General features: G+C 43.7%; 17 protein-coding genes. 11 read left to right on the forward strand and 6 right to left on the reverse strand.

From position 1 onward, the window contains the following. Positions 1-15: 15 nt before the first annotated feature. The 3 genes from EHO59_RS06040 (at position 16) to EHO59_RS06050 (ending at position 5,433) form a co-directional block, all read left to right on the forward strand. Positions 16-3,171, forward strand: a complete 3,156-nt coding sequence (locus EHO59_RS06040) for an ATP-binding protein (protein ID WP_135585726.1) — start codon at positions 16-18, stop codon at positions 3,169-3,171. Continuing rightward, positions 3,155-3,559: a response regulator gene (locus EHO59_RS06045; RefSeq protein WP_135585728.1), complete on the forward strand. Its 405-nt coding sequence runs from the start codon at positions 3,155-3,157 to the stop codon at positions 3,557-3,559. Before EHO59_RS06040 ends, EHO59_RS06045 begins: the two co-directional genes overlap by 17 nt. 113 nt (positions 3,560-3,672) lie before the next feature. After that, entirely contained in the window at positions 3,673-5,433 is a 1,761-nt protein-coding gene (locus tag EHO59_RS06050) for an acyl-CoA dehydrogenase family protein (protein WP_135585729.1), read from the forward strand. A gap of 34 nt (positions 5,434-5,467) precedes the next feature. On the opposite strand, the gene EHO59_RS06055 is transcribed toward EHO59_RS06050, so the two are convergent. Further along, the gene (locus EHO59_RS06055) at positions 5,468-7,543 is read right to left on the reverse strand and encodes an adenylate/guanylate cyclase domain-containing protein (protein WP_135585731.1); all 2,076 of its coding nucleotides are present in this window, start codon (positions 7,541-7,543) and stop codon (positions 5,468-5,470) included. Positions 7,544-7,650: 107 nt separating this feature from the next. Here EHO59_RS06055 and fliD point away from each other — a divergent pair, with 107 nt between their 5' ends. Both fliD and EHO59_RS06065 read left to right on the forward strand, forming a co-directional pair. Continuing rightward, positions 7,651-9,591: a flagellar filament capping protein FliD gene (gene fliD, locus EHO59_RS06060; protein WP_135585733.1), complete on the forward strand. Its 1,941-nt coding sequence runs from the start codon at positions 7,651-7,653 to the stop codon at positions 9,589-9,591. A 30-nt stretch (positions 9,592-9,621) separates the two neighbouring features. Beyond that, positions 9,622-10,590 carry a hypothetical protein gene (locus tag EHO59_RS06065; RefSeq protein WP_135585735.1) on the forward strand — a complete coding sequence of 323 codons (969 nt, stop codon included), beginning with the start codon at positions 9,622-9,624 and terminating at the stop codon, positions 10,588-10,590. On the opposite strand, the gene EHO59_RS06070 is transcribed toward EHO59_RS06065, so the two are convergent. Beyond that, complete coding sequence (locus EHO59_RS06070) at positions 10,587-12,386, reverse strand: SpoIIE family protein phosphatase (RefSeq protein ID WP_135585737.1); 1,800 nt, start codon at positions 12,384-12,386, stop codon at positions 10,587-10,589. The genes EHO59_RS06065 and EHO59_RS06070 overlap by 4 nt on opposite strands. Continuing rightward, positions 12,383-14,131 carry a SpoIIE family protein phosphatase gene (locus tag EHO59_RS06075; protein WP_135585738.1) on the reverse strand — a complete coding sequence of 583 codons (1,749 nt, stop codon included), beginning with the start codon at positions 14,129-14,131 and terminating at the stop codon, positions 12,383-12,385. The genes EHO59_RS06070 and EHO59_RS06075 overlap by 4 nt, the downstream gene beginning before the upstream one ends. A 241-nt stretch (positions 14,132-14,372) precedes the next feature. Here EHO59_RS06075 and EHO59_RS06080 point away from each other — a divergent pair, with 241 nt between their 5' ends. Further along, entirely contained in the window at positions 14,373-14,924 is a 552-nt protein-coding gene (locus tag EHO59_RS06080; RefSeq protein WP_135585740.1) for a hypothetical protein, read from the forward strand. Here EHO59_RS06080 and EHO59_RS06085 read toward each other — a convergent pair whose 3' ends face one another. Continuing rightward, entirely contained in the window at positions 14,925-15,857 is a 933-nt protein-coding gene (locus tag EHO59_RS06085) for a bifunctional riboflavin kinase/FAD synthetase (protein WP_135585742.1), read from the reverse strand. It lies immediately after the preceding gene. A 35-nt stretch (positions 15,858-15,892) separates the two neighbouring features. Between EHO59_RS06085 and EHO59_RS06090 the strand changes: the two genes are divergently transcribed. After that, a complete protein-coding gene (locus EHO59_RS06090; RefSeq protein ID WP_135585744.1) occupies positions 15,893-16,519 on the forward strand; it encodes an LIC10729 family protein in 627 nt (208 codons plus the stop codon). Between the two features lies 1 nt (position 16,520). On the opposite strand, the gene EHO59_RS06095 is transcribed toward EHO59_RS06090, so the two are convergent. Further along, complete coding sequence (locus EHO59_RS06095) at positions 16,521-16,853, reverse strand: STAS domain-containing protein (RefSeq protein ID WP_135585746.1); 333 nt, start codon at positions 16,851-16,853, stop codon at positions 16,521-16,523. Positions 16,854-16,969: 116 nt separating this feature from the next. On the opposite strand from EHO59_RS06095, the gene EHO59_RS06100 reads away from it, so the two are divergent. The 4 genes from EHO59_RS06100 to EHO59_RS06115 are packed head-to-tail and all read left to right on the forward strand — an operon-like array spanning position 16,970 to position 19,653. Then, entirely contained in the window at positions 16,970-17,662 is a 693-nt protein-coding gene (locus EHO59_RS06100) for an LIC_12936 family protein (protein ID WP_135585748.1), read from the forward strand. 35 nt (positions 17,663-17,697) lie between these two features. Continuing rightward, a complete protein-coding gene (locus EHO59_RS06105) occupies positions 17,698-18,369 on the forward strand; it encodes a J domain-containing protein (RefSeq protein WP_135585750.1) in 672 nt (223 codons plus the stop codon). Positions 18,370-18,373: 4 nt separating this feature from the next. Further along, positions 18,374-19,366, forward strand: a complete 993-nt coding sequence (locus tag EHO59_RS06110) for a type I phosphomannose isomerase catalytic subunit (protein ID WP_135585752.1) — start codon at positions 18,374-18,376, stop codon at positions 19,364-19,366. Beyond that, complete coding sequence (locus EHO59_RS06115) at positions 19,363-19,653, forward strand: HNH endonuclease (protein WP_135585754.1); 291 nt, start codon at positions 19,363-19,365, stop codon at positions 19,651-19,653. The genes EHO59_RS06110 and EHO59_RS06115 overlap by 4 nt, the downstream gene beginning before the upstream one ends. A gap of 237 nt (positions 19,654-19,890) precedes the next feature. On the opposite strand, the gene EHO59_RS06120 is transcribed toward EHO59_RS06115, so the two are convergent. Further along, positions 19,891-22,365, reverse strand: a complete 2,475-nt coding sequence (locus EHO59_RS06120) for an ATP-binding protein (protein WP_135585756.1) — start codon at positions 22,363-22,365, stop codon at positions 19,891-19,893. Positions 22,366-22,436: the final 71 nt, after the last annotated feature.

Genomic DNA, 22,436 nt, shown 5'->3' on the forward strand with positions numbered 1-22,436 from the left:
TAGGAAAATCCGGTTATGAATCTCGTAATCCAAAGACTTGAAGAAATTTTCGCGTCTATTCCCCTTCCGCTTTTGGATATCTGGGGAAGGTTCGGCTATATAGTCGGGATCTTTCTGATGGTTTCCGCATTTGGCGGATTCACATTCCGTGCCGGTGGAAATTGGAATTTTGGCCGTCAGAGACAAGTCTGGGATGCGCCGGCGTTACTCAGCGTTGCATTTACCTTCGTTCTGATCTTTGTTACCGGTTATATCGGATCCTTTATCGTACTAGTTCCCGGTGCTCAGACCTTTGAGTCGCTCAAGGATCTTTCCGTTTTTGTTTGCATTCTTTTATTCGGATATCCCGCTTTAATTGCAGTGCCTTTTGCTTATGGACTCTCGGATCTGATCGAGGGAGTTCCTCCAAATTTTCTAGCGGACTGGTTCTTAGGTTACTTCATCAATCCTTCCTGCTTCTGGGTAGCATACCAGTTGATCGGAAGGGATCCCGATTTTAGAAGGCCTAAAACTTGGAGCTTATACTTTCTATTCGTAATTATCTTTATGAGCATCGAGCCTCAGCTTTGGGGCTATATCTGCTCGGATAAGTTCACTCCGGAAATCTCATATAGAAACATTACGCCTGCACTCTTCTTTACTACTGGGATTACTTGGGCTTTTGCTCCTTTCGCAGTTCTGATCGCGTATCCTGTATCAAGAAAATATAATTTATTCTGGGCGGAGATCCCGGGACATATCCAAGAGTCTGTTCTGAGTTATAAGGAATGGTATTGGGAGAACGGAAAGAAGCATAAGGACATGCTCGGCTACGGTTGGCCGATCCGAATGTTCTTAGTAGGGCCTTTCATTCTTTTGGTATTGATACTTGTGGGATCCACTGCTTACTTAACTCTCAGAAGTTCGGAGATCGCGGCGGATAAGATGGCTTCTAGGCTACACCAAGAGATCTCGGAGAATATAAATCTTCAATTGGATGCTGCTCTTGCAGGATCTTCTTCTTTGGATTTTCAGAAGATACAAAAACTACTTCATGGCACGAATATCGCACGTAGCGGAAGAGCATTCATCATAGATAGAGAAGGAAAAGAGATCGCTACTTCATTTGCTTCTAAGGAAGAAGATACTCCTTCTATAGAGAGTTCCGATCAAGTGGCAAGAGATGCGGTGCAGGCTCTACTTTTGGATTCAAAGGACTTGAAGAGGATCAAGTCGGCCTTCCAGTTCAGATTCGATGTCGTAACTGCTAAGCCTGTTTCAAGAGAGACTTGGCTCGCTCAGGTAACTCCTTATCAGGATTTGAGCGGGAATATACAATGGATCGTAATCACTGCGATGCCCGCTTCTTATTATTTGGAAGGAGTAAGATTAGGAAATAGCGAATCTGCAAAAGTATTTGCGATCGCATTGCTTCTCTCTTTGTTAGTGGCGGTCTTCTTGGCCGGAGTGGTCACCGCGCCGATCAGCAGGATGTCGGTCGCTAGCCAGGCAATGGCAGAAGGAGATCTAACGCAAAGGGTTCCGACTAGTCGATTGGAGGAATTGGGAACCTTATCCCTTTCTTTCAATCACATGGCGGAACAATTGCAGGACGCCTTTCACCAAATGAAATTGATCGAAGAGAAATTGCTCGAGAGAAATCAATTCATAGAATCCATTCTGGATATTACTCCGGATATACTTTATATCTACGACCTGAAAGAGAGAAAGAACGTTTATAGCAACAACAGCGTTTATAGAATGCTCGGTTACACTATGGAAGACATTAAGGATATGGATTCCAATATAATGCCTCGACTCATGCATCCGGAGGATTTCGAGAATTATAGCAAGAATATTTTCCCAAGATACTTCTCTGCGAGTGATAAGGATCTTATCGAATATCAATACAGATTGAAACATTTGGAAGGGCATTGGATCTGGCTGGTTTCCAGAGCCTTGATCTATCGCCGAGAGCCAGACGGGACTCCGATCCAGATCTTCGGGATTGCGAACGATATCACAAAGAACAAGCAAGCAGAAGAAATGATCCTGGATCTGAATGCAAATTTGGAGAAGAGGATCGACATTAGAACAGAAGAGTTGAAGAAATCCAATTCAGATCTGGTCGAAGCGGTAGAATATCAGAAAAGTATAATGAAGGAGCTGCGAGAAACCCAGGGGCAGCTTCTTCTTTCCGAAAAATTGGCTGCATTAGGTCAATTGGCTGCGGGAATGACTCATGAATTGAACACTCCTTTGGGCGCCATCGTTTCTTCGAATCGAGCAATTATAGATATTCTTTATACCGAGATCAAAGAGATCCCGGACCTGATCCTGAACTTGGATACCGAAGAGAGGGCGAATTTTAAGATACTTCTGGATGAAAGTCTGAAAGAGACCTCGCAATTGGAGATCCTTCCGAATCGCTCCTTGAGAAAGGAGATGATCTCTAATTTAAAAGAATGGAATATTCCAAATCCAGAAAGTGTGTCGAACCTGATCCTGGAAATGGGACTGCATAGTTTGGGAAATAGACTTCCCGATCTATTGAGAGGAAGAAATTCTCTCAAGACATTGAATGCTGTCTCTTCGATCGCATCGGTGGTTCGATTGAGTAATGTGATCTCGATTGCAACAGGAAAAGCTTCTTACGTAGTGGATGCCCTAAAACATTATCTGAATCCTGGAGATAAGCAACAGCAGCCAGAGGATGAGATCTCTCCGATCGATATAGAGGCGGAAATTGAGACTATCCTGACTCTCTATCATAATAAAATAAAATTCGGAGTCGAGATCGTCAAAAGATACGAAACCAAGGAAAAATGTTTCGGTGACGCAAATAAACTCAATCAGGTTTGGATCAACTTACTAAATAACGGATTGCAAGCCATTAATTACGAAGGCAAAATAGAGATTTCAATCGAAAAGACGGAGAACTGGGTGGTCGTTTCCTTTATTGATTTTGGCTCGGGCATTCCTAAAGAGATACAAGCCAAGATCTTTGATCCGTTTTTTACCACAAAAAAACCGGGGGAAGGGATCGGACTCGGTTTGGATATTTCAAAAAAGATCGTAGAAAAGATAGGCGGAAAAATCGAATTTGAATCCCGACCGGGAAGAACTAAATTTAGCGTGTGGCTAAAATCCGTTAATTCGGAGAAAGGGGAGCCTATTGGAAACCAAGACTAGACAAGAAGCAATCCTATGCGTGGATGACGAAGCGATCATCCTGATCACTCTGCAGAAGGAATTAAAAAGACAGCTAGGGGACGAGTATCTCTATGAGACCGCGATGAGCGGAAACGAAGCCCTGGAGATCATAGATGACTTGGTTTCTGCAGGAGTGAATGTAATTTTGATTTTGTCTGATTGGTTAATGCCTGGATTGAAGGGCGACGAATTCCTAGCCATAGTCCATCAAAAATATCCTCATATACAATCCATATTAGTTACCGGGCATATAGATGCCGAGGCGGCAGATAGAGTGAAGAGAGAAGCCGGCACGTATGCAGTCATCTCAAAGCCTTGGGATGTAAAAAAGCTTATGGATGCGGTCCGCTTTTGTTGCAGTAAATGAACTGTTTTGGGCATCAAACGAACGATTGTTCGGAGCAAGTCTTCTCTTTGGAAAACGAATTGACCTTTCCTTTTTGAGGAAGATACTGATTTTCCCAAGGGAATCTCTTTAAGATGCTACAAAACAATTACTTCAGCGACGTGGCTGATCTACAGCTTCATTTCGATCATATTATCAATTGGAAAGAGATCATAGACTCTTACGAAAACGGATTTACGGATGCGGCCAAGTATAGAGCCGGAGACGAAAGATTCGCAACTGCTCCTTCTTCTTATGATGAAGCGAAAGAATATTATAAAACTCTGTTAGAGTCCGTCGGCGAATTTGCAGGAAAGGAGATTGCTCCTTTCGTGGCAGAGTTGGATCGAGAGGGAGTCCGTTTCAAAGACGGAAAGGTAATCTTCCCCGAAAAACTATTAGAGATCGTTCGCAAGGCAAGGGATGCGGGATTACAACCTACCGGATTCTCCCGAAAATACGGCGGCCTGGGAGTTCCTTGGTCTGTTCGAGCATTCTTTAGCGAAATCTTATATAGAGTGGATGCTTCTGTCTGTATCGCGATCGGTTGTGTGAATCTCGCTGAAATCATTGAAAAGAACGGAAGCGAAGAATTAAAAGATGATTGGCTTCCTAGATTGGCTGCGGGTGAATTCGCCTGTGCTATGGGGCTTACCGAGCCCGATCATGGTTCCGATCTTCCAGGGCTTAGGACAAGAGCGACTCTTAAGGAAGGAAATACCTACCTTCTAAACGGGACCAAGAGATTTATCACGCAAGGTTGCGGCACGGGAGAGATCCCTGCGATACTCTTACTACTTGCGCGCACAGGGAATCCAGGAAGTGGCGCGAGAGGTCTTTCCTTCTTCTTAGTGCAATCCAAAGACATACAGATCGCAGGAATAGAAAAGAAGATGGGACTTCATTGTTCTCCTACTTGCGAAGTGGTCCTAGAAAATACGCCTGGCATTCTGATCGGCGAGGAAGGGCATGGCCTAGTCAAGCATACTATGGGAATGTTGAACGGCGCAAGAATGGGAATCTCCCAGCAAGGCGTTGGGATCGCACAGGCAGCGTTAGGCGAAGCTAAGAAGTACGCCGCGGAAAGGATCCAATTCGGAAAACCGATAGAGACGATTCCCGCTGTTCGAAAAATACTTCGCAGAATGGAAAGAGAGACCATGGCGATGCGTTGTCTTATGCTAGAAGGTGCTCGTGCGATGGACCTCTATTATTTCAGAGGAGAGCATCTGAAAGAGAAGGGGGCCACGGACAGGGATCTTAAGTCAGATGTGGTCCTGAAATATTGGGAAAGACTCGCAAGCATCCTTACTCCAATTTCCAAGTTCTATTGTTCCGAGAGTTGTGTGAAGATCGCAGGAGATGCGGTTCAAGTTCACGGAGGCGCAGGCTTCACTGAGGACTATGATGTTTCTAGGATCTATAGGGATGCAAGGATTACTACCATCTATGACGGTACTTCTCAGATCCAAGTCAATGCGAGCATCGGTGGAATTACCACAGGAATGAGCAATCATGGATTCTTGAGAGAATACATAGAGAATGAATGGTCTCATTTTCCTACCGAAGAAACCAAACTACTTTCAGATGCATGGGATGTTTACCAAGATCTAATGGGAATTCATAAGGATCTTCCTGCTTCCGAAGATAAGGAAGAAACTGCGGATGAGATTGTTTGGGCTACTGCAAGATTACTTTCAGGACTTCTATTCTATCGATCCACTCTGAGGATGCCGGAAGATTCAAGAACGGAAAGACTATCTCATGTAGACGAATACAATTTGGATAGTCTAGGTTATATGGAAGGGCTAAGAGCTCGCTTGAAGATCAAAGCCGCATCCATACAAGCAGTTTAAAGTAATTTACGAATCCGAAAAATTCTTTTCCGCCTTATTTTAAAGTAAGGGATCCTTTTAAGGAATGGAATTTTTCGTTCGGTAATTTACCTTCTCCGCCTTCAGAAAGGGAAGGTTGGATCGAAAGTACAAAATACATATCGACTTCTCCTTTTCCTTTAGCCTGGATCTTTCCTCTGTGTTCGCACACGAAGAAATCTTTTACTATTTCATACGTTGCGCCGGAGATATTGACATAGCCTGCCTTGCCGGAGGATTCCATTCTACTCGCAGTATTGACTGCATCTCCCCAAACGTCATACGCGAATTTATCTGATCCTATGACTCCGGAGGTTACCGGACCAGTATGAATGCCTACTCTTAATTCCCAGAAAGGAAGACTCTGGGCCGCTTTGCTCTCGGCGATTTGCTTCATAAAATTCTGAAATTCTAAACCTGCCAAACAACTGTCCACTGCATGGGAGAAGTTTGCGCTTGGGATCCCTCCAGCGCACATGTACGAATCACCGATGGTTTTCAATTTTTCCAATCCTCGATCGGAAACCACCGAATCGAATTTAGAAAAGCAAGCATGTAGATTCTCTACCAAAGCAGCAGGTAACATTTCCTCTGCGGTCTTTGTAAATCCTACGAAGTCGGTAAAGAGAATAGTGGCAGAGTCATAATACACTGGCGAAACAGTTCCCTTCTCCTTTAATTCTTCTGCGACTGTTTTTGGAAGAATGTTCAAAAGCAATCGATCACTTTTGGCTCTTTGTATCTCTGCTTCGTTACGAGCTTCTACAGTGCGGTCTCTTTCTTCCGATAATTCTTTCGTTCTTTCGATGACCTTTTTTTCCAAATGCAATGATAACTCTTCGCTCGTATTGAAGGCCTTTGCGACCCTTCTTCCAAGCATCGCTGCGTTGGAGAACGTTAGTAAGAATAGACCCGCTGGAGTAAGATATCCCGGACCTATATGATAAAGATAGAATATGAAGTCGTTGATAACGGATGCAAAGAATAATACCAATCCTGATAACATGAGCAATGCACCGTCTTCCTCTTTGAAGGAAGCTATGATCAGAACAACGATCGCGTATGATCCACCTGTCGCGATCAAAATCTGGTAGAATGGAAGAGTATGCGAAAACAGTGCAGGCGGCAGTACTATTACGGACACACAAATAGACAAAGACAGGATTAGAATTGCGATGATTCCGGATTTATGGAAACGATTCGGAAATAATCTGCGGACGAAGAGAGCCATGATAGGCACTCCCAAATAGAAGGCCAAATATTCAGCCTTGATCATGATGACCCAAGGGACAAAGGGTACGGCCTCTCCCAAGAATCTTTCTCCACTTAGAAGAACTCTCATTGTGATCGTAAGGCAAATGAGAGAGAACCAAAGCGTCTCAGTGTCTTTTTTTCTGTAAAAGAATAAGCCCATGTGGTAGAGACCCATGATGAGTAATGCCCCAGCAAGAAATGCGCTTGTTAACCTCAATCTATCTCTTGCTCCAAAGATCTTTGTAGCTTCTCCCAAGATTATGGGCATCTGAAATCCGCCGTTCCTATGGACGTGATTAGAGACATGCACGACCACCTGTACTTCCGTACGAGGAGAAACAGGAGAGGTTTGAGGAAGATATTCGGCACGTTCCTCGGCTTCCGAAGTGCCTACGATTCCGTTGCCAGCGACCCTCTGCCCGTTCCAATAAATATCGTATGCGGAGCCTTGTCCGTCATCTACTCGGATCGCTAAATTAGGTGAATTCTCCGGCAAGAGTAACGTTAGACGATATGTCGCCTGCCCGATCGGGCTTGCAGGCTTTCCATCCACCTCGTAACCATTCCAAAGTCCAGGGATCGATATCAGTCCTGTAGGATGAGGGACTTCTTCTTCCTCAAAGATATGAGCCGGAATGAGTTCCATCCAATAGAATTGCCAGTCTCCGTTGAGCTCTGCGCTCCCATCCTTCTGAAAATCCCAATCCCTCAAATCTAGGATGCCGTCTTTTGCGGTCGGAAAGTGCCGCCTAGAGGAATCCGCACAGGAGAAAATGAACAAACTGGAAACCAGAGCGATAATAAGAAAGGAGTGAGTTTTTAAAGGAAAACGGAGCATAGATCAATCGAACAGATGAAGGGTAGAAACCGACTTCTGCGAGCTTTTTTTCATGGAAACACTTATACTTTTTGGGAATTGGTCGATGGAAATAACAGGAGGGGACTATGCCCGCATTCTCGATACCGGGATTAAGTTCCGGCCAGGACACAAACCAGATCGTAAAGAAGCTTGTGGAATTGGAATCCAAGCCGATCCGTCGTCTGGAAAGACAGAACGGATATAATCAGGCCCAAGTAAAGGCTTGGAACGATCTCAAGACCCTGACCACTGACCTCCAAAATAAGACCAGAGAAATCACATCATTTACCGCGCCATTTGCGACCAAGGCAATTGTATCCGATCCGGAAGGCGTAATTACGGGCGACGCGGCTCGTTCTGCAAGTAGCGGAAAGCGCAAGATAGAAGTGAAGGAGCTCGCCACCTTCCATCAAATCTCCGGAGATCCGATCGACTCCGAGAGAAAGATCCCTGCAGGAACTTTCAAGATCCTTTCCGGAGAAAATGAGAAGGAGATCGAATTTCCAGGTGGAACCATCCGCGATCTATATCTTTCCATCCGCACCGGCGCTGCAGGAATCGTTCAGCCAACCACTGTAAAAGTGGACCAAGATAAAACAGTATTAACTCTCGCTGCTTCTCAATCAGGCAAAGACAATCAATTGAAGTTCGATGATCCGAACGGTGTCTTAAAGGCCGCCGCTCTTGTGGGAGGAATGCTTCCTCAGGATCCTCCTCAAGTCTTTCCTTTGCCTTGGGAGCCTGGACAGACGAACGCATTTCAACCCGAGAAATATGGAATGGATGCGACTGCAAAGCCTGTCTTTATTCCGGCTAACGCAGAGAAGAAGGAACCGTCCAAGGTAAAACTAAGCGCCAAGCAAGCCTTTCAGTTCCATGTGGATGCTAAGGAAGGAAAGAAGGGAGCAAGAATAGAAGCCACTCTTTCCGAACCATTGGAAGAAGGAGAGACGATCTCTCTAGGAGTTCTCTACGACCAAGATGAACAAGACAAGATCTTATTAGAGACCGCATATCATAAGGAAGGCAAGGTCCGAATTACTTTGAAATCATCTATGGAAGGGAAAAAGATCCATAAGGTGATCGTTGTCAATCAAACCGGAAAAGAGAAGGAATTCTCCAGTTTCAGATTTGTTCTTCCTGCAGAGTTCAACGGAGCGAAGCCCGCAAAGACTATAGTGGAAGCAAAGGACGCTTCCTTTACAGTGGACGGGATAGAGGTCACTCGCCCTAAGAACGAAGGACTGACCGACGTTCTGGACGGAGTGCTGCTAAACTTAAATAAGAAGAGTGAAGGACCGGTTACCGTCGACATCAAAGTGGATTCCGCAAAAGGAATCAAGATGGTCAAGGAATTCATAGAAGCATATAATAATGTACTAAAATACTCTAAGGATGCAACCGCAGTCAATAAGGAAAGCGGTACTTCCGACGCTAAGCTAGAGGATCCGGATATTACTCGGTCTTTTTGGGAAGGAAAAGGTAAAACTGGAATTCTTGCAGGAGAGAATTCTGTCATTCGACTGATTGCTGGAATGAAAACCATAACCACTTCTTCTTTTCCTGCATTGGGGAACTCTGAGATCAGGACACTTGCGGACGTAGGAATTTCCACTGGAGAAGTAGGAAGTAAATGGGCCGATATCCAGGAAGGATATCTCGCATTAAACGAAGCAAAGCTCTCGGCTAAATTGGCTGAGAATCCGGATGCAGTTCGAAATCTATTCGCGCAGGACACGAACTCGGATGCAAGAATGGATACGGGTGTCGGGATCGACCTTGTTGAGCATCTGAAGCCTTATACTCAGTATGCAGGTGGTTTGGTCACGAGCAAGATCAAACTCTTAGAAGAACAGGTCTCGGATAATAATAAGAAAATTAAGAATTTTGAATCTCACCTTCTAAGCTATGAGAAGAAGTTAAAAGAGAAATTCTTGTACATGGAACAAGGTGTCGGAAGGAACAAAGCCGTTGGCTCTTATCTCAGCAATAACCTGAGAAGCCAGGGCGGAGACGACGGTAAGTAAGAAATCATAAGGATAAACGGAGGAATCACCGTGGAAATATTCGTAAACGATCAGAAATTGGAAAGTGCCTTCGAGAATGAGAAAAACCTAGGAGAGGTTTTCGATGCAGTAGGCCGTTGGGTGGAATCAAACGGTAAATTCCTGCTCTCCTGCTTAGTAGACGGAGAAGAATTCCAAGCGGGAACAATGCGTGATTCTTCCATCGCGAAAGCGAATAAGATGGAATTTTATGTAGGAGAAGAGTTGGATATTCTGATCAGCTCCTTGAATGAATTAGATTCTTATGTGGACAAGGTTGGGACCACCTTGTTAGGCAGAGATAGCCTTACCGAAAAAGAAACAAAAGAACTCACAGATGGAATGTATTGGATCAAGACTCTTCTGGATTCTGCGGGCAAGCTCTTGAAATTGAAGTATGATCAGATCAAGCCAATGGGTACCGGAAACACGGTGGAAGAGATCATGAGCGCTCTTCAATCCAAAGCAGGAAAATTAGAAGGAACTGCAGCTATCGAGGAATTTTTGGAATATCTGAGAGATATGAAATTATTCGTGATGGATCTGGTTGCAAGGGCTTCCGTACTGGATCTGGATCTTCCTATCTTAAGAGAGATCTTGGATACTTTCATTAAGGCTCTTCCTGCATTGAAGGAAAGTTTCGTAAAAGTAAATGAAAGCTACCAATCCGGAAAGGATGAGGTTGCTACTCATCTTCTGACCCAATCCGTATCTCAGATCAACGTATTACTGACTTCGTTTATCACTCTTAGACAAAAGCTTCCTGGCATGGACTTCTCCAAGATCCAGATTGCAGAAAGGACTTTTGAAGAGAAGACAAACGATCTGAATGATACTCTTGCTTCGGTAGCTCTTGCCTTAGAAGAAAAAGATATTATTCGTGCCGGAGATATCATCGAATACGAGATCCCTGCAGTTTTAGATGAGCTTCTTCCATTCTTGGAAAAAGTAAAAGAACAAGCGGATTCTTTGGCAGTTTAAGCCGATTCGGAGATCTCTAAACAGAACAGAGTTAGATCGTCCGTCATGATCCCGTCCCCAAAAGATTCCGAATAGGAAACTAGGGAACGGATGAGTCCGTCAGAATCCTGGTAGGAGAGTTTCTTGACTGCTTCTACCAGGGTTGTATTGCCCATGGGGATCCCTTTGGAACCTCTTACCTCGAATAATCCGTCAGAATAAAGTAAGATTCTATCTCCCGCCTGCAATTGGATCTGATAATCCTCTAGGATTGGAGTTCCTACTGCGAGTAGAACTCCTCCTTTTCCCGGTAGATCCAGTGTCTCTCCCTTTCTAAGCAAGAGTCCAGCGTGATGACCTGCATAACTATATTCTAATATTAGAGTTTTAGGATCGAACCTAAGATACATGGCCGAAATGAAATGCTGGGTGACAACGGACGAAAGAAGATCGTTCGTAAACAATAAGCCTTCCTTGGGCTTACTGCCTTTTCTGGAGACTACATTGAAAGAGATGGAGGCCATCGCTGCAACCATAGCGGATGAGATCCCGTGACCGGAAACATCCGCAAAAAGGATCTCGATCTTTCCATCTACACTTTCTGCGCAGTTGAGAACGTCTCCTCCTACATGATCATACGGCCTGAAATAAGAGAAGATCTTGAACTTTTCCGAATCCGGAAAAGTCCGAGTAGTGATCGTATTTTGCACTTCTCTCGCTATATCCAGATCTCTGACTACTCTGGAATAGAGCATGTTGATCTTTTCCGAAGCTTCTTTCTTTTCAGTAATGTCTCTCAGGACGTAGACCTTGCCCAGATCTCTTCCTGAAATAGGGATCTCGGACTTGGACACTTCCAAATATACTGGGCCGGTTGAATAGATGGTTTCGTCATCGATCCGGATCTCTTTCGCAGGAGACTCGCTCTTCTTCTTGAAGTCCATGCGAGTGAAAGGCTTTCTTGTAAATCCATCCAGAAAGTTTCCGAGATCCAATTTCTCAGGAGCAGAAGAAGATTTAGAAAATCCTAATATTTCCTTTGCGCTTTCATTCCAATACAATAATTCATCCGCTGTCGAGAGTAGAATCACGCCCTCTCTTAATTTCGAATAGAGTTGTAGAGCTATCTTTTCTAATCGGATTTCCAAGAAACCGTACTTTGCAATCGCTATAAATACGCAGAGAGATTGGATTACGCTCGCGCTTCCACTTAGAGGAGGGTAATGCAGATCTCCTTGAGAAAGGATCCTAGGTAGGATTGTAGTCAAGAAACCGAGTATAGACGTGAGAAATGTACCAAAGGCCAAGAGATAACATTGCTTTCTGAAACCTATCTCTTCTTTTCTAGATTCATAAAGCAGAAGAAAGATCGCATAAACTGCGGGAGTGACGATAAGAACATTTACTCCGTACACATACAAAGGACCAGGAAGGAGCATGTCTCCCCAATATTTTCTTTCTACTCCCCCGATGATCCAGTCAGTAGTGAGAGTGATCGGAAAGATAGCTAATGCCAGTCCTCTCAATAGATAGAGAAGAATATTAGGATTCTTTGATAAAAATGCGAATACGAATTCTAAGAAAAGTGTTCCCGCCAGTAACCAGGAAATGGAACTTATCTTGAAGATCCAAGGCATCCAATGAATGGGCAAGAAGGACCAATACAGAACAATGGAAATGATCCAAAGGCTTAAATCTCCCGCGTAGAGTAGGTAGAGATGAACTACTCTGTGCTTTCCTTTTAAGGCGAGCACATAGGTGAATAAGGAGAGATTTAAGAACAGGGCTAAGAGAGGAACGATCAGATACGGATTCATTCGGAACCGATCTCCAGGGCCAGCATGGCTAGATCGTCGTTATGTTTTCCATTCCCGAAATCCAAGGCTCTTTTATGTGCTGCTTCTAATAAGAAACGGGTGTCTTGGTCCGCCATCGTGCTGATCCAAGATAGAAATTCTTCGTAACCGAGTATTTCTCCTAGCTGATTTTTCACTTCGTATAGACCGTCTGAGTAGAATAAGAGACGATCCGAGTGGGTCAAATCGAAACTATAATCGTTCAAGTGCAATTCTTTGATTGCAAGTAGGATCCTTCCTTCTCCTTCTAATGGGAGCACGCTACCGTTTCTCAAGATCAGGATCGGATGGTGGCCTGCGTAGGAAAATTTCACTCTGCTCTCTTTAGGATAAAAGCTTGCATATACCGCCGAGATATGGTGATGCAATACCACTTTAGAAAGCATATCATGAATTTCTGATAGACTTTCCGCGGGAGAGAGAAGTTTATCCGATACGATCTGAAAGGCTATGGAGAGCATTCCCCCGACCATCGCAGAAGCGATCCCATGTCCGGAGACGTCTGCAAATAATATATCCACTCGATCCGAATCATGCTCTATCACTCTTAGCATGTCTCCTCCCACTTTGTCTATGGGCTGAAAGAAGGAGTGGATCTTATAAGAGTCCTTGTCCGGAAATTTCTGAGTGATGATAGAAGCCTGAGTGACTCTCGCAATCTCTAAATCGTTTACTATCTGAGAATAGAGCTGATGTATCTTTTCTTGCGAGGCTTTTCTCTCTGTGATATCTCTAAGTAGGTAAAGAATTCCAGATTCTTCGTCAGTGATCTTGATTTCGGAAAGAGTCAGTTCTACGAATTGAGGTACTGTCTTTTTCGAAAGCTGATAATCTCTTGGAAAATGATCTTGGTCCTCTCTATAACCTCCAAAGTATTCTTCCGGACGAAAGAATCCGTCTTTAGAAGGAGAACCATCCAGAATAGAGATCGCAGCTTGGTTAGCAAAAAAGAATTCGTGGTTCTCTTTGGTGAGAACGATCCCATCATGAATGTCTCTGAACAATTCAACCGCGATCCTTTCTAGACTGATATTGAGAAATCCATACCGAGTGATCGCAACGAAGATGAAGATTGCTTGAATGGTAATGGAAATCGGTGTCAAGGGAACGAAAAGATATCTACCTTGCTCATCCAGATTAAATAATTCTGTGTAAGCGCTGATCGCAAGAGCGAAACTAGAACCAGCTATCCAAAGATTCAATTGGATCTTGATCTTTTTCTGTCTGGTCTTAGATCTTTCTCGGATGAGAAGTACTAGTCCCCAAATTGCAGGAAAGCTAACAGCGATCGTACTTAAGGGAACAAATAGGATTCCAGGTAGAAGTTCATAACCCCAGTCATACAAGACAGAGCCTTTGATGACTAGATCAGTCGAAGCGGTGAGTAAGATCGTCGCCAGAACAAAGAATCTGAAGAAGGGAAGGGCTATTGTCGAACGAATGTTTAAAAATCTATAAACCGTTTCTAATAATAAAAGTCCTACAGGCAGCCAAGTAAAGCAGGTAAGCTTGAAGATCGCAGTCATCCATTCGGGAGGAAGCATTCCCCAATAGAGAATAAAACAAATCTGCCAGAGATTTAAGAAGAATACGAAGCGAAGGAAATCCCGGATAACGGCGCTTCTGAACCTCCTTGCAAAAACGTAAGAAATTAAAAGAGTATTCGTGATTAGAGCGCTTATTGGCAGAAATAGGTAATAATTCATAAACCCGAACGCACCGGGGCATCCTAACCGAATCCTGATTACGGATCAATCCCGAATGACTTGGCGACGGGGCTTTTTGAGGGCCAAAAAGAGCGTTTGGATAGGCTAGAATTTATTGAAAAAAGACGTCCGCGGTTTTCGGAAAATGATTTGCGTTAGACGACATTGAGTCTATCATTGGCGCGACTAACGCTTCGAAACACGGGCTTTAAATCAAAGTGAATATGGGGGAGGGGATTCTTTGGAAGCTATAGAAACTCAATCTCCCTACTTCACGCGAGAGTCCGGCCTTCCACTTTTGAAAGAGGCTCCCATATTATCCCTGAAGGGGATTTCACTTACTCCGATTTGCGTCTGCCCTCAATGCGGGTCCGAAAACAAAACTCCATGGGCAAAGTCCAGAGGTCGCTTAAGGGATTGGGCGGCATTTTTGGAAGAAGTTAGATTCGTAGTTTGCACGAACGAATCTTGCATGGCCAATTTTACTTTAGGGTATTTATTAGAATTCCCAAAAGGAACAATCACATTAAATAAATCGAATCTACTCAAGGCGATGGTTTCTTGGTTCGAGGAATTTTCGGGCCAACCTCTTCCATTAGCAGAAGACGGGGATACTGAGGACCTGAGATGGGATCCTTTTTTTCACGCAGTCCCGAATTGGGCGGATCATATTCCAATAACCTTATTTACGAATATATTACGTTATACCCCTCCTAAAGACTTAGAAGGCATCTTATTGGGGAGAAAAGGAATTTCGCTATTCGGGGGATTTCCGATCCGCTGCGTGATCTGATTATCTTTCCGCAAGGATCTTGCGAGAAACGGTTTCGTCTTTCTTGAGTTGATCCACCAACGCGTCTATTCCGGAGAATTTGATCTCCGAGCGGATCCTTTCTGAGAAGAGTATTCTTACCTTCTTACCGTAAATATCGCCGGAAAAATCGAATATATGGCTTTCTAACGTGATCGCATTCTCACCGAAGGTTGGATTGTAACCAATATTGATCATAGAAGGATAGGCTTTGCCATCTATCTCTGTTCTGCCTGCGTAGACTCCTACTCCTGGCAATATGAGTTCTGGAAATGGTTTCACGTTTGCAGTAGGAAACCCTATGGTTCTTCCTCTTTTGTGACCTTCTACTACTGTGCCGGAGACAGAGAATTCTCTTCCTAAACATTCTTCTGCTTCGGCGACTTTTCCTTCTCTCAATAAGGAGCGAATATAGGAGCTGGAAAGTTTCATGCCGCCTAGAAAGACAGGATCCAGTTTTTCCAGATCGTATCCAAACTCGGAAGAATACTTTTGGAGTAATTCGAAATCTCCTCTTCTTCCCTTACCGAAGCAATGATTGAAACCGATGAGTATGGATTTTGCTCCCAATTCCTGGATGAGAATATTCTTGAGGAATTCTTCCGCTTCCATCTGCGCAAATTCGAGAGTGAATGGGACTACGATCAACCAGTCAATCCCGTAGGATTCTATTAGATTTTCTTTATCTGTTTGGGTGGTGATGCCGCCTAGATCCTTGTCCTTTCCGAGGACCATTGCGGGATTTGGGTAATAGGTGATTACGCAAGAGGGAAGACCCTTTTCGAGAGAGATCTCTTTGGTCCTTTCCAAAAGAGCCTGGTGGCCCAAATGAATTCCATCGAAATTCCCCAAGGTCACAACCGTGGAAGTCTTTAAGCTGCTTTTTAAGTTCTCCAGACTTCTAAGAATTTTCAAGTTTCCCTCCGAAGGACGGTCGATACTCTAAAAAGATGGACCGGCTCCGATTTGCAATACTCTTATTCTTGATTTCGACCACTGCCGGACAGAGTCCGATCGGTCAGGAAAATCGGAAAACGAAAAATTATGAGAATTTCGCCAAACCAATGGGTGGAGAATCCTATATTTCCGAGGATTATAAAACCTTTCCTGAGCTTTCCGTCTGGGGCCTGCATAACGGATTGAAACTGGCTCCGGATAGAAAAGACCCAGCCCCTGGAGCAGGAACGGGGCGACTCTTTGACAATCAGTGTAGAATGGTGCCGGAACAAGGTTTGGACATTCTACTGATTGCAGATCCGGATCGAAAGGACGAGATCTACGTGTATATAGACCTGACCTTATTCGAAAAAACGGAGCATGCCAATTTTCTCCCGGACAGAGAGCTAAGAATACTCGCAAACGGAGTAGAGAAGAGAAGGGTTCGCTTTCCCAATTCCAGGTTATATTCTAAGGCATTGTATTCTGGAACCCCGCCAGTCTATATTCGAGTAGATCCCTCGGAATTGGTCCAAGGAAGACTGACTTTGAGCTTATTGCCTATGGCGGGGGATAAGGGAAGATTCTGGGGAGTTTGGGACGTTTTTCTGTCCTACACGGCTCCCGAGTATCCTGAATAGATCAAGGGAACTGGCTTGTGAACTCTGCTTCTGAAAGCGTCTGGAAGTAAGAAGTAAGTCCGGCAACCTTAAAGACCTTTTCGATCGCAGCCTTCATATTCGCGATGAAAAACTTGCCGTTCAATTCTTGGACATAATTTAGCTGTTTGATCAGCATTCCGATGCCGGAAGAATCTATATAATTCAGCTTCTCTAGGTTGATTACTACGTTATTGTTGTTTCGATCTATATTCTGTTCGAAAAAGTTTTTTAGATCGATGGACGTATAAATGTCCAGACTCCCGGAGAGCCCGATAATGTTAGTATCGCCGGATTTTCTAATATTGATTTCCATGTCCGTCCCTTCCCTTTTCGTAGAATCCGATCGGAATTCAACGAATTTTTAGGAAAAATCCGGGCTTTTTGAAGGAATGGACGACACTAGTTATCAGGAAAGCTTCCTAACTATTTATGAAGAAACTTATTTTATTCTTTCTTCTGTTATTATTCTTCTGCTGGGAATCCTTTGCTCAGGATTTTGAAGCGGATGGACAAATTAAAATCCTCCCATACGAGCCTATGCAGGTCCGGGATATAGAGGGATTGACCAAAGATATTAAACTCTTTCACAAGAGAATCGAACAGATGCTTCCTTTCTTGAACAAAAGAAAGAAAATTATTGATAACGAATATTTTCAATTCGTGCCAGCGCTCGAGAATTTCAATTTTCCTGTCCGTGACAGGTACTTGATAGATAAAAAGTTTTATCTCAGAGTCTCCGGAGGCCAAAGCGCTCTGAAATTAGATGGAGTCCGATTTATTACTAGAAAATCACTCGTGACTAAACTTCGTCCGATAGACGATCAGATCGGCGAATTGAAAAACGAGAGCGTGTCAAATTCCGATCCGGCTACCATAGTGCTTACTGTGAAGAAAAAAACGGATGCGGGAACCAAAGAGGAAGTATATAGTCTTTCCAATATCAGAAATCCAGACCAAAGAGTAAAGTTTGTCCGTTCCTATAGGGACAATCTTGCTGAAGTAATTCAGGCGATTGATAAGTATGTGGAAGGTACCATCCGTGCAGACGCAAAAGATGTGGATACTATGCTGGATGGATTGGATAGCGGAGGCTCCTTCCAAGAATATAATTCGAACCGCTAAACTTACGGTTCCGAATTCCGGTCTAAAAGCTTAGTATGAATTCGGCCTGGATAGATCATTATCGAGTTCTGGGCCTTAATTTCGGCGCGAGCCAAGAATCTATTAAACATAGATATAGAGAGCTCGCGAAGATCTTTCATCCTGATAATAAGATCACCGGTTCTAAACCTGTTTTCTTGCAAGTAGTAGAGTCTTATCAGATCCTTTCGAAGCCTGACGCTCGTACTAGATTCGATACTGAATTCCAGATCAGAAAGAAAAGAGATGAGGGATACAAGTCGGGAATGTACGTTATTCCTCCTTCCCGTATTTTATTTGCGACTCAAGCAGTTGAGTTCGCAAGAAGAGGACTCTTAAGAGCGGGAATAAGAAGCAGCGCCCGGAAAAAATACACAGGTATCTATCATGATATTCGGATCTGTTTAAAGAAAGAGGAACTTCTCGGAAGGATCTTCGCTGCTATTCCTCTCGTGGTCCGTTCTATATGTCCCGAATGTATGGGCTCCGATCTGAACTGCGGTTCCTGCGGAGGAAAGGGAAGTTATAAGAGTTTTCGTTATTTAAAATGGAGTCCTGAGCCTGGTAGTCTCGTGCCAGGTAAGATCTATACGTTGGATCTCTCCGGTTTTAGGCCGGATGTATTCACTCATTTCAAGAAAAGGACCTTGAAAGTTAAAATTGAACTCTTTCAGGGGCACAAAAAATAGGCTTATGCAGAAGGTTTTAAAGTTCGAGCCAATCTATAAGGAAAAAGTATGGGGCGGTCGAAAACTGGAAACGGTTCTGGGACGCAAGATCCCAGCCGGAGAGATCGGAGAATCCTGGGAGATTTCTGATTATGGCTCCGATCTTTCAGTGATTACAAACGGAGAATTTGCGGGAAAGACTTTCAGAGAGGTCTATCTTGCGAATCCAGATGCAATATTAGGAAAAGCTTTTAAAGGAAAAGAGTTCCCTCTTCTGATCAAGCTCATAGACGCGAAGGAAAAATTATCCGTACAAGTACATCCGGATGATGCGTATGCCGAAGAATTCGATCCGGAAAGTTCCGGAAAGAAAGAAGCTTGGACAGTGCTCCAGGCAGATCCAGGTTCCAAGTTGGTCTGCGGTTTTTCAAGACAAACCGATAGAGAAGAATTTTCTAAGTATGTCGAAGCCAATCGGGTAGAAGAGATCCTAAACGAAGTAGAAGTGGAGTCTTTAGATTCCTTTCTTTTGAATCCAGGCAGGATCCACGCAATTGGAGGAGGCATTCTTCTCATGGAAGTGCAGCAATCTTCTGATTCTACATATAGAGTCTACGATTATGGTCGTCCTAGAGAACTTCACTTAAAAAAGGCTCTGGATGTTTTGGATTATTCTTTTGCAGATCCTAAGGATAGATTGATTCCTAAAAAAATCCAAAGCGCCGGTTATGAAAGATCCGTGCTAACTTCTAATGATAAGTTCCGCATGGAGATCTTAGAAACGAATTCTAACGAAGGATTTTCTCTGCCTTCTTTTGCAGAAGAGCCTGTCTTTCATGTTTTGATGGTTATAGAAGGCAAATGCGATTTAGAAGGAATTGTATTACAAAAAGGAGATACAGTTCTTATTACCGCTTTCGGGATCAAGAACGGTATAGAATGCAAACCTCAGAGTCCAAAATTAAGACTGGCCTGGTCCGGACCAGGGACGGATTGGTCGGATAATTCTACTGTATGAACGGTCCGGGAGAATTTTCGGAAGAACCTTTGCTATGGGTAGGCGAAGCGGAGATAAAAAAGCAGAGACAGATCGCAAAGGATCTGCGCAAGACTCCCTGGTGGAAAAAGAAAAAGGCGGACGGCATCTGCCATTATTGTGGTAAGAAATTTTCCCCTGATGAACTGACTATGGACCATCTGATCCCATTAGCCAAAGGCGGGAAGTCGATCAAGGCGAACCTTGTACCTGCATGCAAGGAATGCAATAACGCTAAGAAGAACAAACTTCCTTTCGAAGAATTTTAATTCTACCAGCAGTGAGAATGGTAGTACATTTGCAGAATATATAGATCGCAAAAGTCGGAATTCTTTTTGTCCGCAATACAAGCCATTTCCAACGGCTGAGAGATCTTTCTATCGCTTGCGGTTGCATGGCTGCAATCCGGCCTTCCCTCATTACAATAGAGAAGTGGAAAGGCTACCATCAGTCCGAGAATTATATATATATTCAATTTTCTTAAAACATTCATTGGCTATATAAGGCTATTTGCGTTTTACCTTCATATACGTTTCGAAGAATTTGATCCAATCCTTGAAGAGAGTAGGCTTTTTGAGATAGGAATCGAATCCTATGGACTTAAAGGATTCTTCTGAGCCTGGCAATGCGTGAGCAGTCCAGGCCACCAGGTACGGTTTCTTTCCGAACATATCCTTGATCTTCTTTGCGACCGCAGTTCCACTCATGTCCGGCAAATCTATATCTAAGAATACGATCTCGAAGGTTTCCGTTTCTTCTAATCTTGCGAGCGCATCTTTTCCAGAATTCACGCTTTCTAGATTCATTCCTAATTTAGTAAGAGTGTCTTGGGCGACTCTTCTGCAGAATTCTTGATCTTCTACTAATAGTATTTTGATACTCGGGAAGTTCGGAATCGGCGCAGGCTCTTCTTCTAATTCTTGCTTTTCTAATTCTTCTTGAGGGAAGGGGAGCAAGAAGGAGAATCTAGAACCCTTGCCTGGGTTGCTAGTCAGTCGGATGCTTCCCCCCATCAACTCTACCAATTTCTTGGAGATGGTGAGTCCTAGGCCGCTGCCTCCGAATTTTCTTGCGACTGAATTGTCTCCTTGGATGAAAGGCTCGAACAGAAGAGCTGTCTGTTCCTTCTCGATGCCTACCCCATTGTCCTCGACCCAAAATTCTAGGATGCGGGAGAAATTATCTTCTCCGTAAAAGCGGACTGCAAGAGAAACCTTTCCTCCGGAGCTAGTGAACTTTACGGAATTACTAAGAAGGTTCAAGAGTACTTGTTGGATCCTGCTCTCGTCTCCCATAAAGATGCCCGGGTGATGTTCCGGATAATCTATGTTTAAAAAGATGCGTTTCTCTTCGGCTCTGGCCTTGACCACTCTCGCCGCTTTTTGCAATACCGCAAAAGGATCGAAGGGAAGTATCTCTAAAGAGAAACGTTGGTTTTCTATTTTAGAAAGATCTAATAATTGGTTTACCAGATGTAAAAGGTTTTCGCCGGAAGTTTGGATAATATCTGCGTATTCTTTTTGTTCCGGATTTAAAGGAGACTCCGAGAGAAGATTAGAGGTTCCTAAAAGACCGTTCAGAGGTGTCCGGATTTCATGACTCATAGTTGCCAAGAAATCGTATCTATACTTTGCCTCTGACTCCGCTCTTTCCTTCTCTTCTACCAACAATTGGGTTCTGGACTCGACCTTCTTCTCCAATTCGATCTTTAATTCATTCAGATTTCGGTTTGCGACCTGCAACTCTTCTTGGGCCTTATGAGAAGCCTCTAAGGCATGTGTAAAAGAGGAGGAGAATCCTAAATTTCTGGAAAAGACGAATAATAGGATCGCAGGAGCAAGAATATAATGATTATTTAATACGTATCTCGACGCAAGTATATCGTTCGCGCCGGCTACTAAAATACAGGCGATCCCGATCAGGAACAGTGTCGAACCAGGCCTTTTGTGTAGGACTGCTCTTGCGGAGCCTAAGAATACGTACGCTCCACTGACTGCAGTAATGATCTGGTATGCTGTAAGTAAATTTGCATAAATATAGACAGGCATGATCAATGCGGGAATAGCGAAAATAGCAAGTATGATGAGAGAAAAGAGTTCTGTTCTCTTGTTAAAATCTTTCGGATAAGAAGTAGCAGAGTATGCTAAGAATCCAGAGCACATCAGATATGTGCTGACATATTCTAAGCGGTAACTGATCTCCCAAGGCACATCCGGAAATGCGGAGTTGAACAATCGATTGCCTGTTAAGAAGAAACGCAATACTCCCATAATGGAAAAGAGAGCAAAGTAAATGGAACTTCTCTCATTGCGAGTCCGTATATAAACCATGATCTGGTAAATTGCGAGTACGAGCATGGCAGAAGCAGTAGCAATCTCTATCCCGATCTCTGTATGATGTTCTTTTAATATTGTTGTAGGAGTTCCCATTTTAGGAGGGAACCAGAGCCCACCATAGATATGTTTGAAATTGGAGATCTCGAAATCCAATCTCTTAGCATGACCGGGAATATAGATGAGGCTTGTGCTTAAAAAAGGAATAGATCCTTGGACAGTTTTTCCGACCTGTCCTACGGTTTGAGTCAAATGTCCGTCCACATATACCGAATAGGCAGTGCCCTGATCAGGAACTCGGAGCATTAGATTCGGAGAATTTTCAGGAAGAGAAAGATGCAGTCTGTAAGTGGCGAATCCTTTTCCTTCCGGAAATAGAAGGGCTCCATTCTTTTCGATCTGATTCCATACATTCGGGACCGAGGTGAGTAACGGAGGCTGAGATTGGTTTAGCTCCGGCTCGGAACCTAGAAGCTTGCCTGGATAAATTTCCCACTCACCGGTAAGAAGGACCGGATTTTCGACATTCCAATTCTTTCCTTCAAAAACGCCTTTTGCCACCATACTCGAAGCTAATTCGAGCCTAGCACAGTTCCAAAGGAACACAACGGAGCAAATGAGTAGGAAAAGAAGACGCCTAAAATGCATAAAAATTCGCTTACGAAGTATCACCTAATATGGCATCATCGAGTTTTCTGCAAGTATAGAACCGAAAACAC

Source organism: Leptospira semungkisensis (assembly GCF_004770055.1).
GTDB classification, from domain to species: Bacteria; Spirochaetota; Leptospiria; order Leptospirales; family Leptospiraceae; genus Leptospira_B; species Leptospira_B semungkisensis.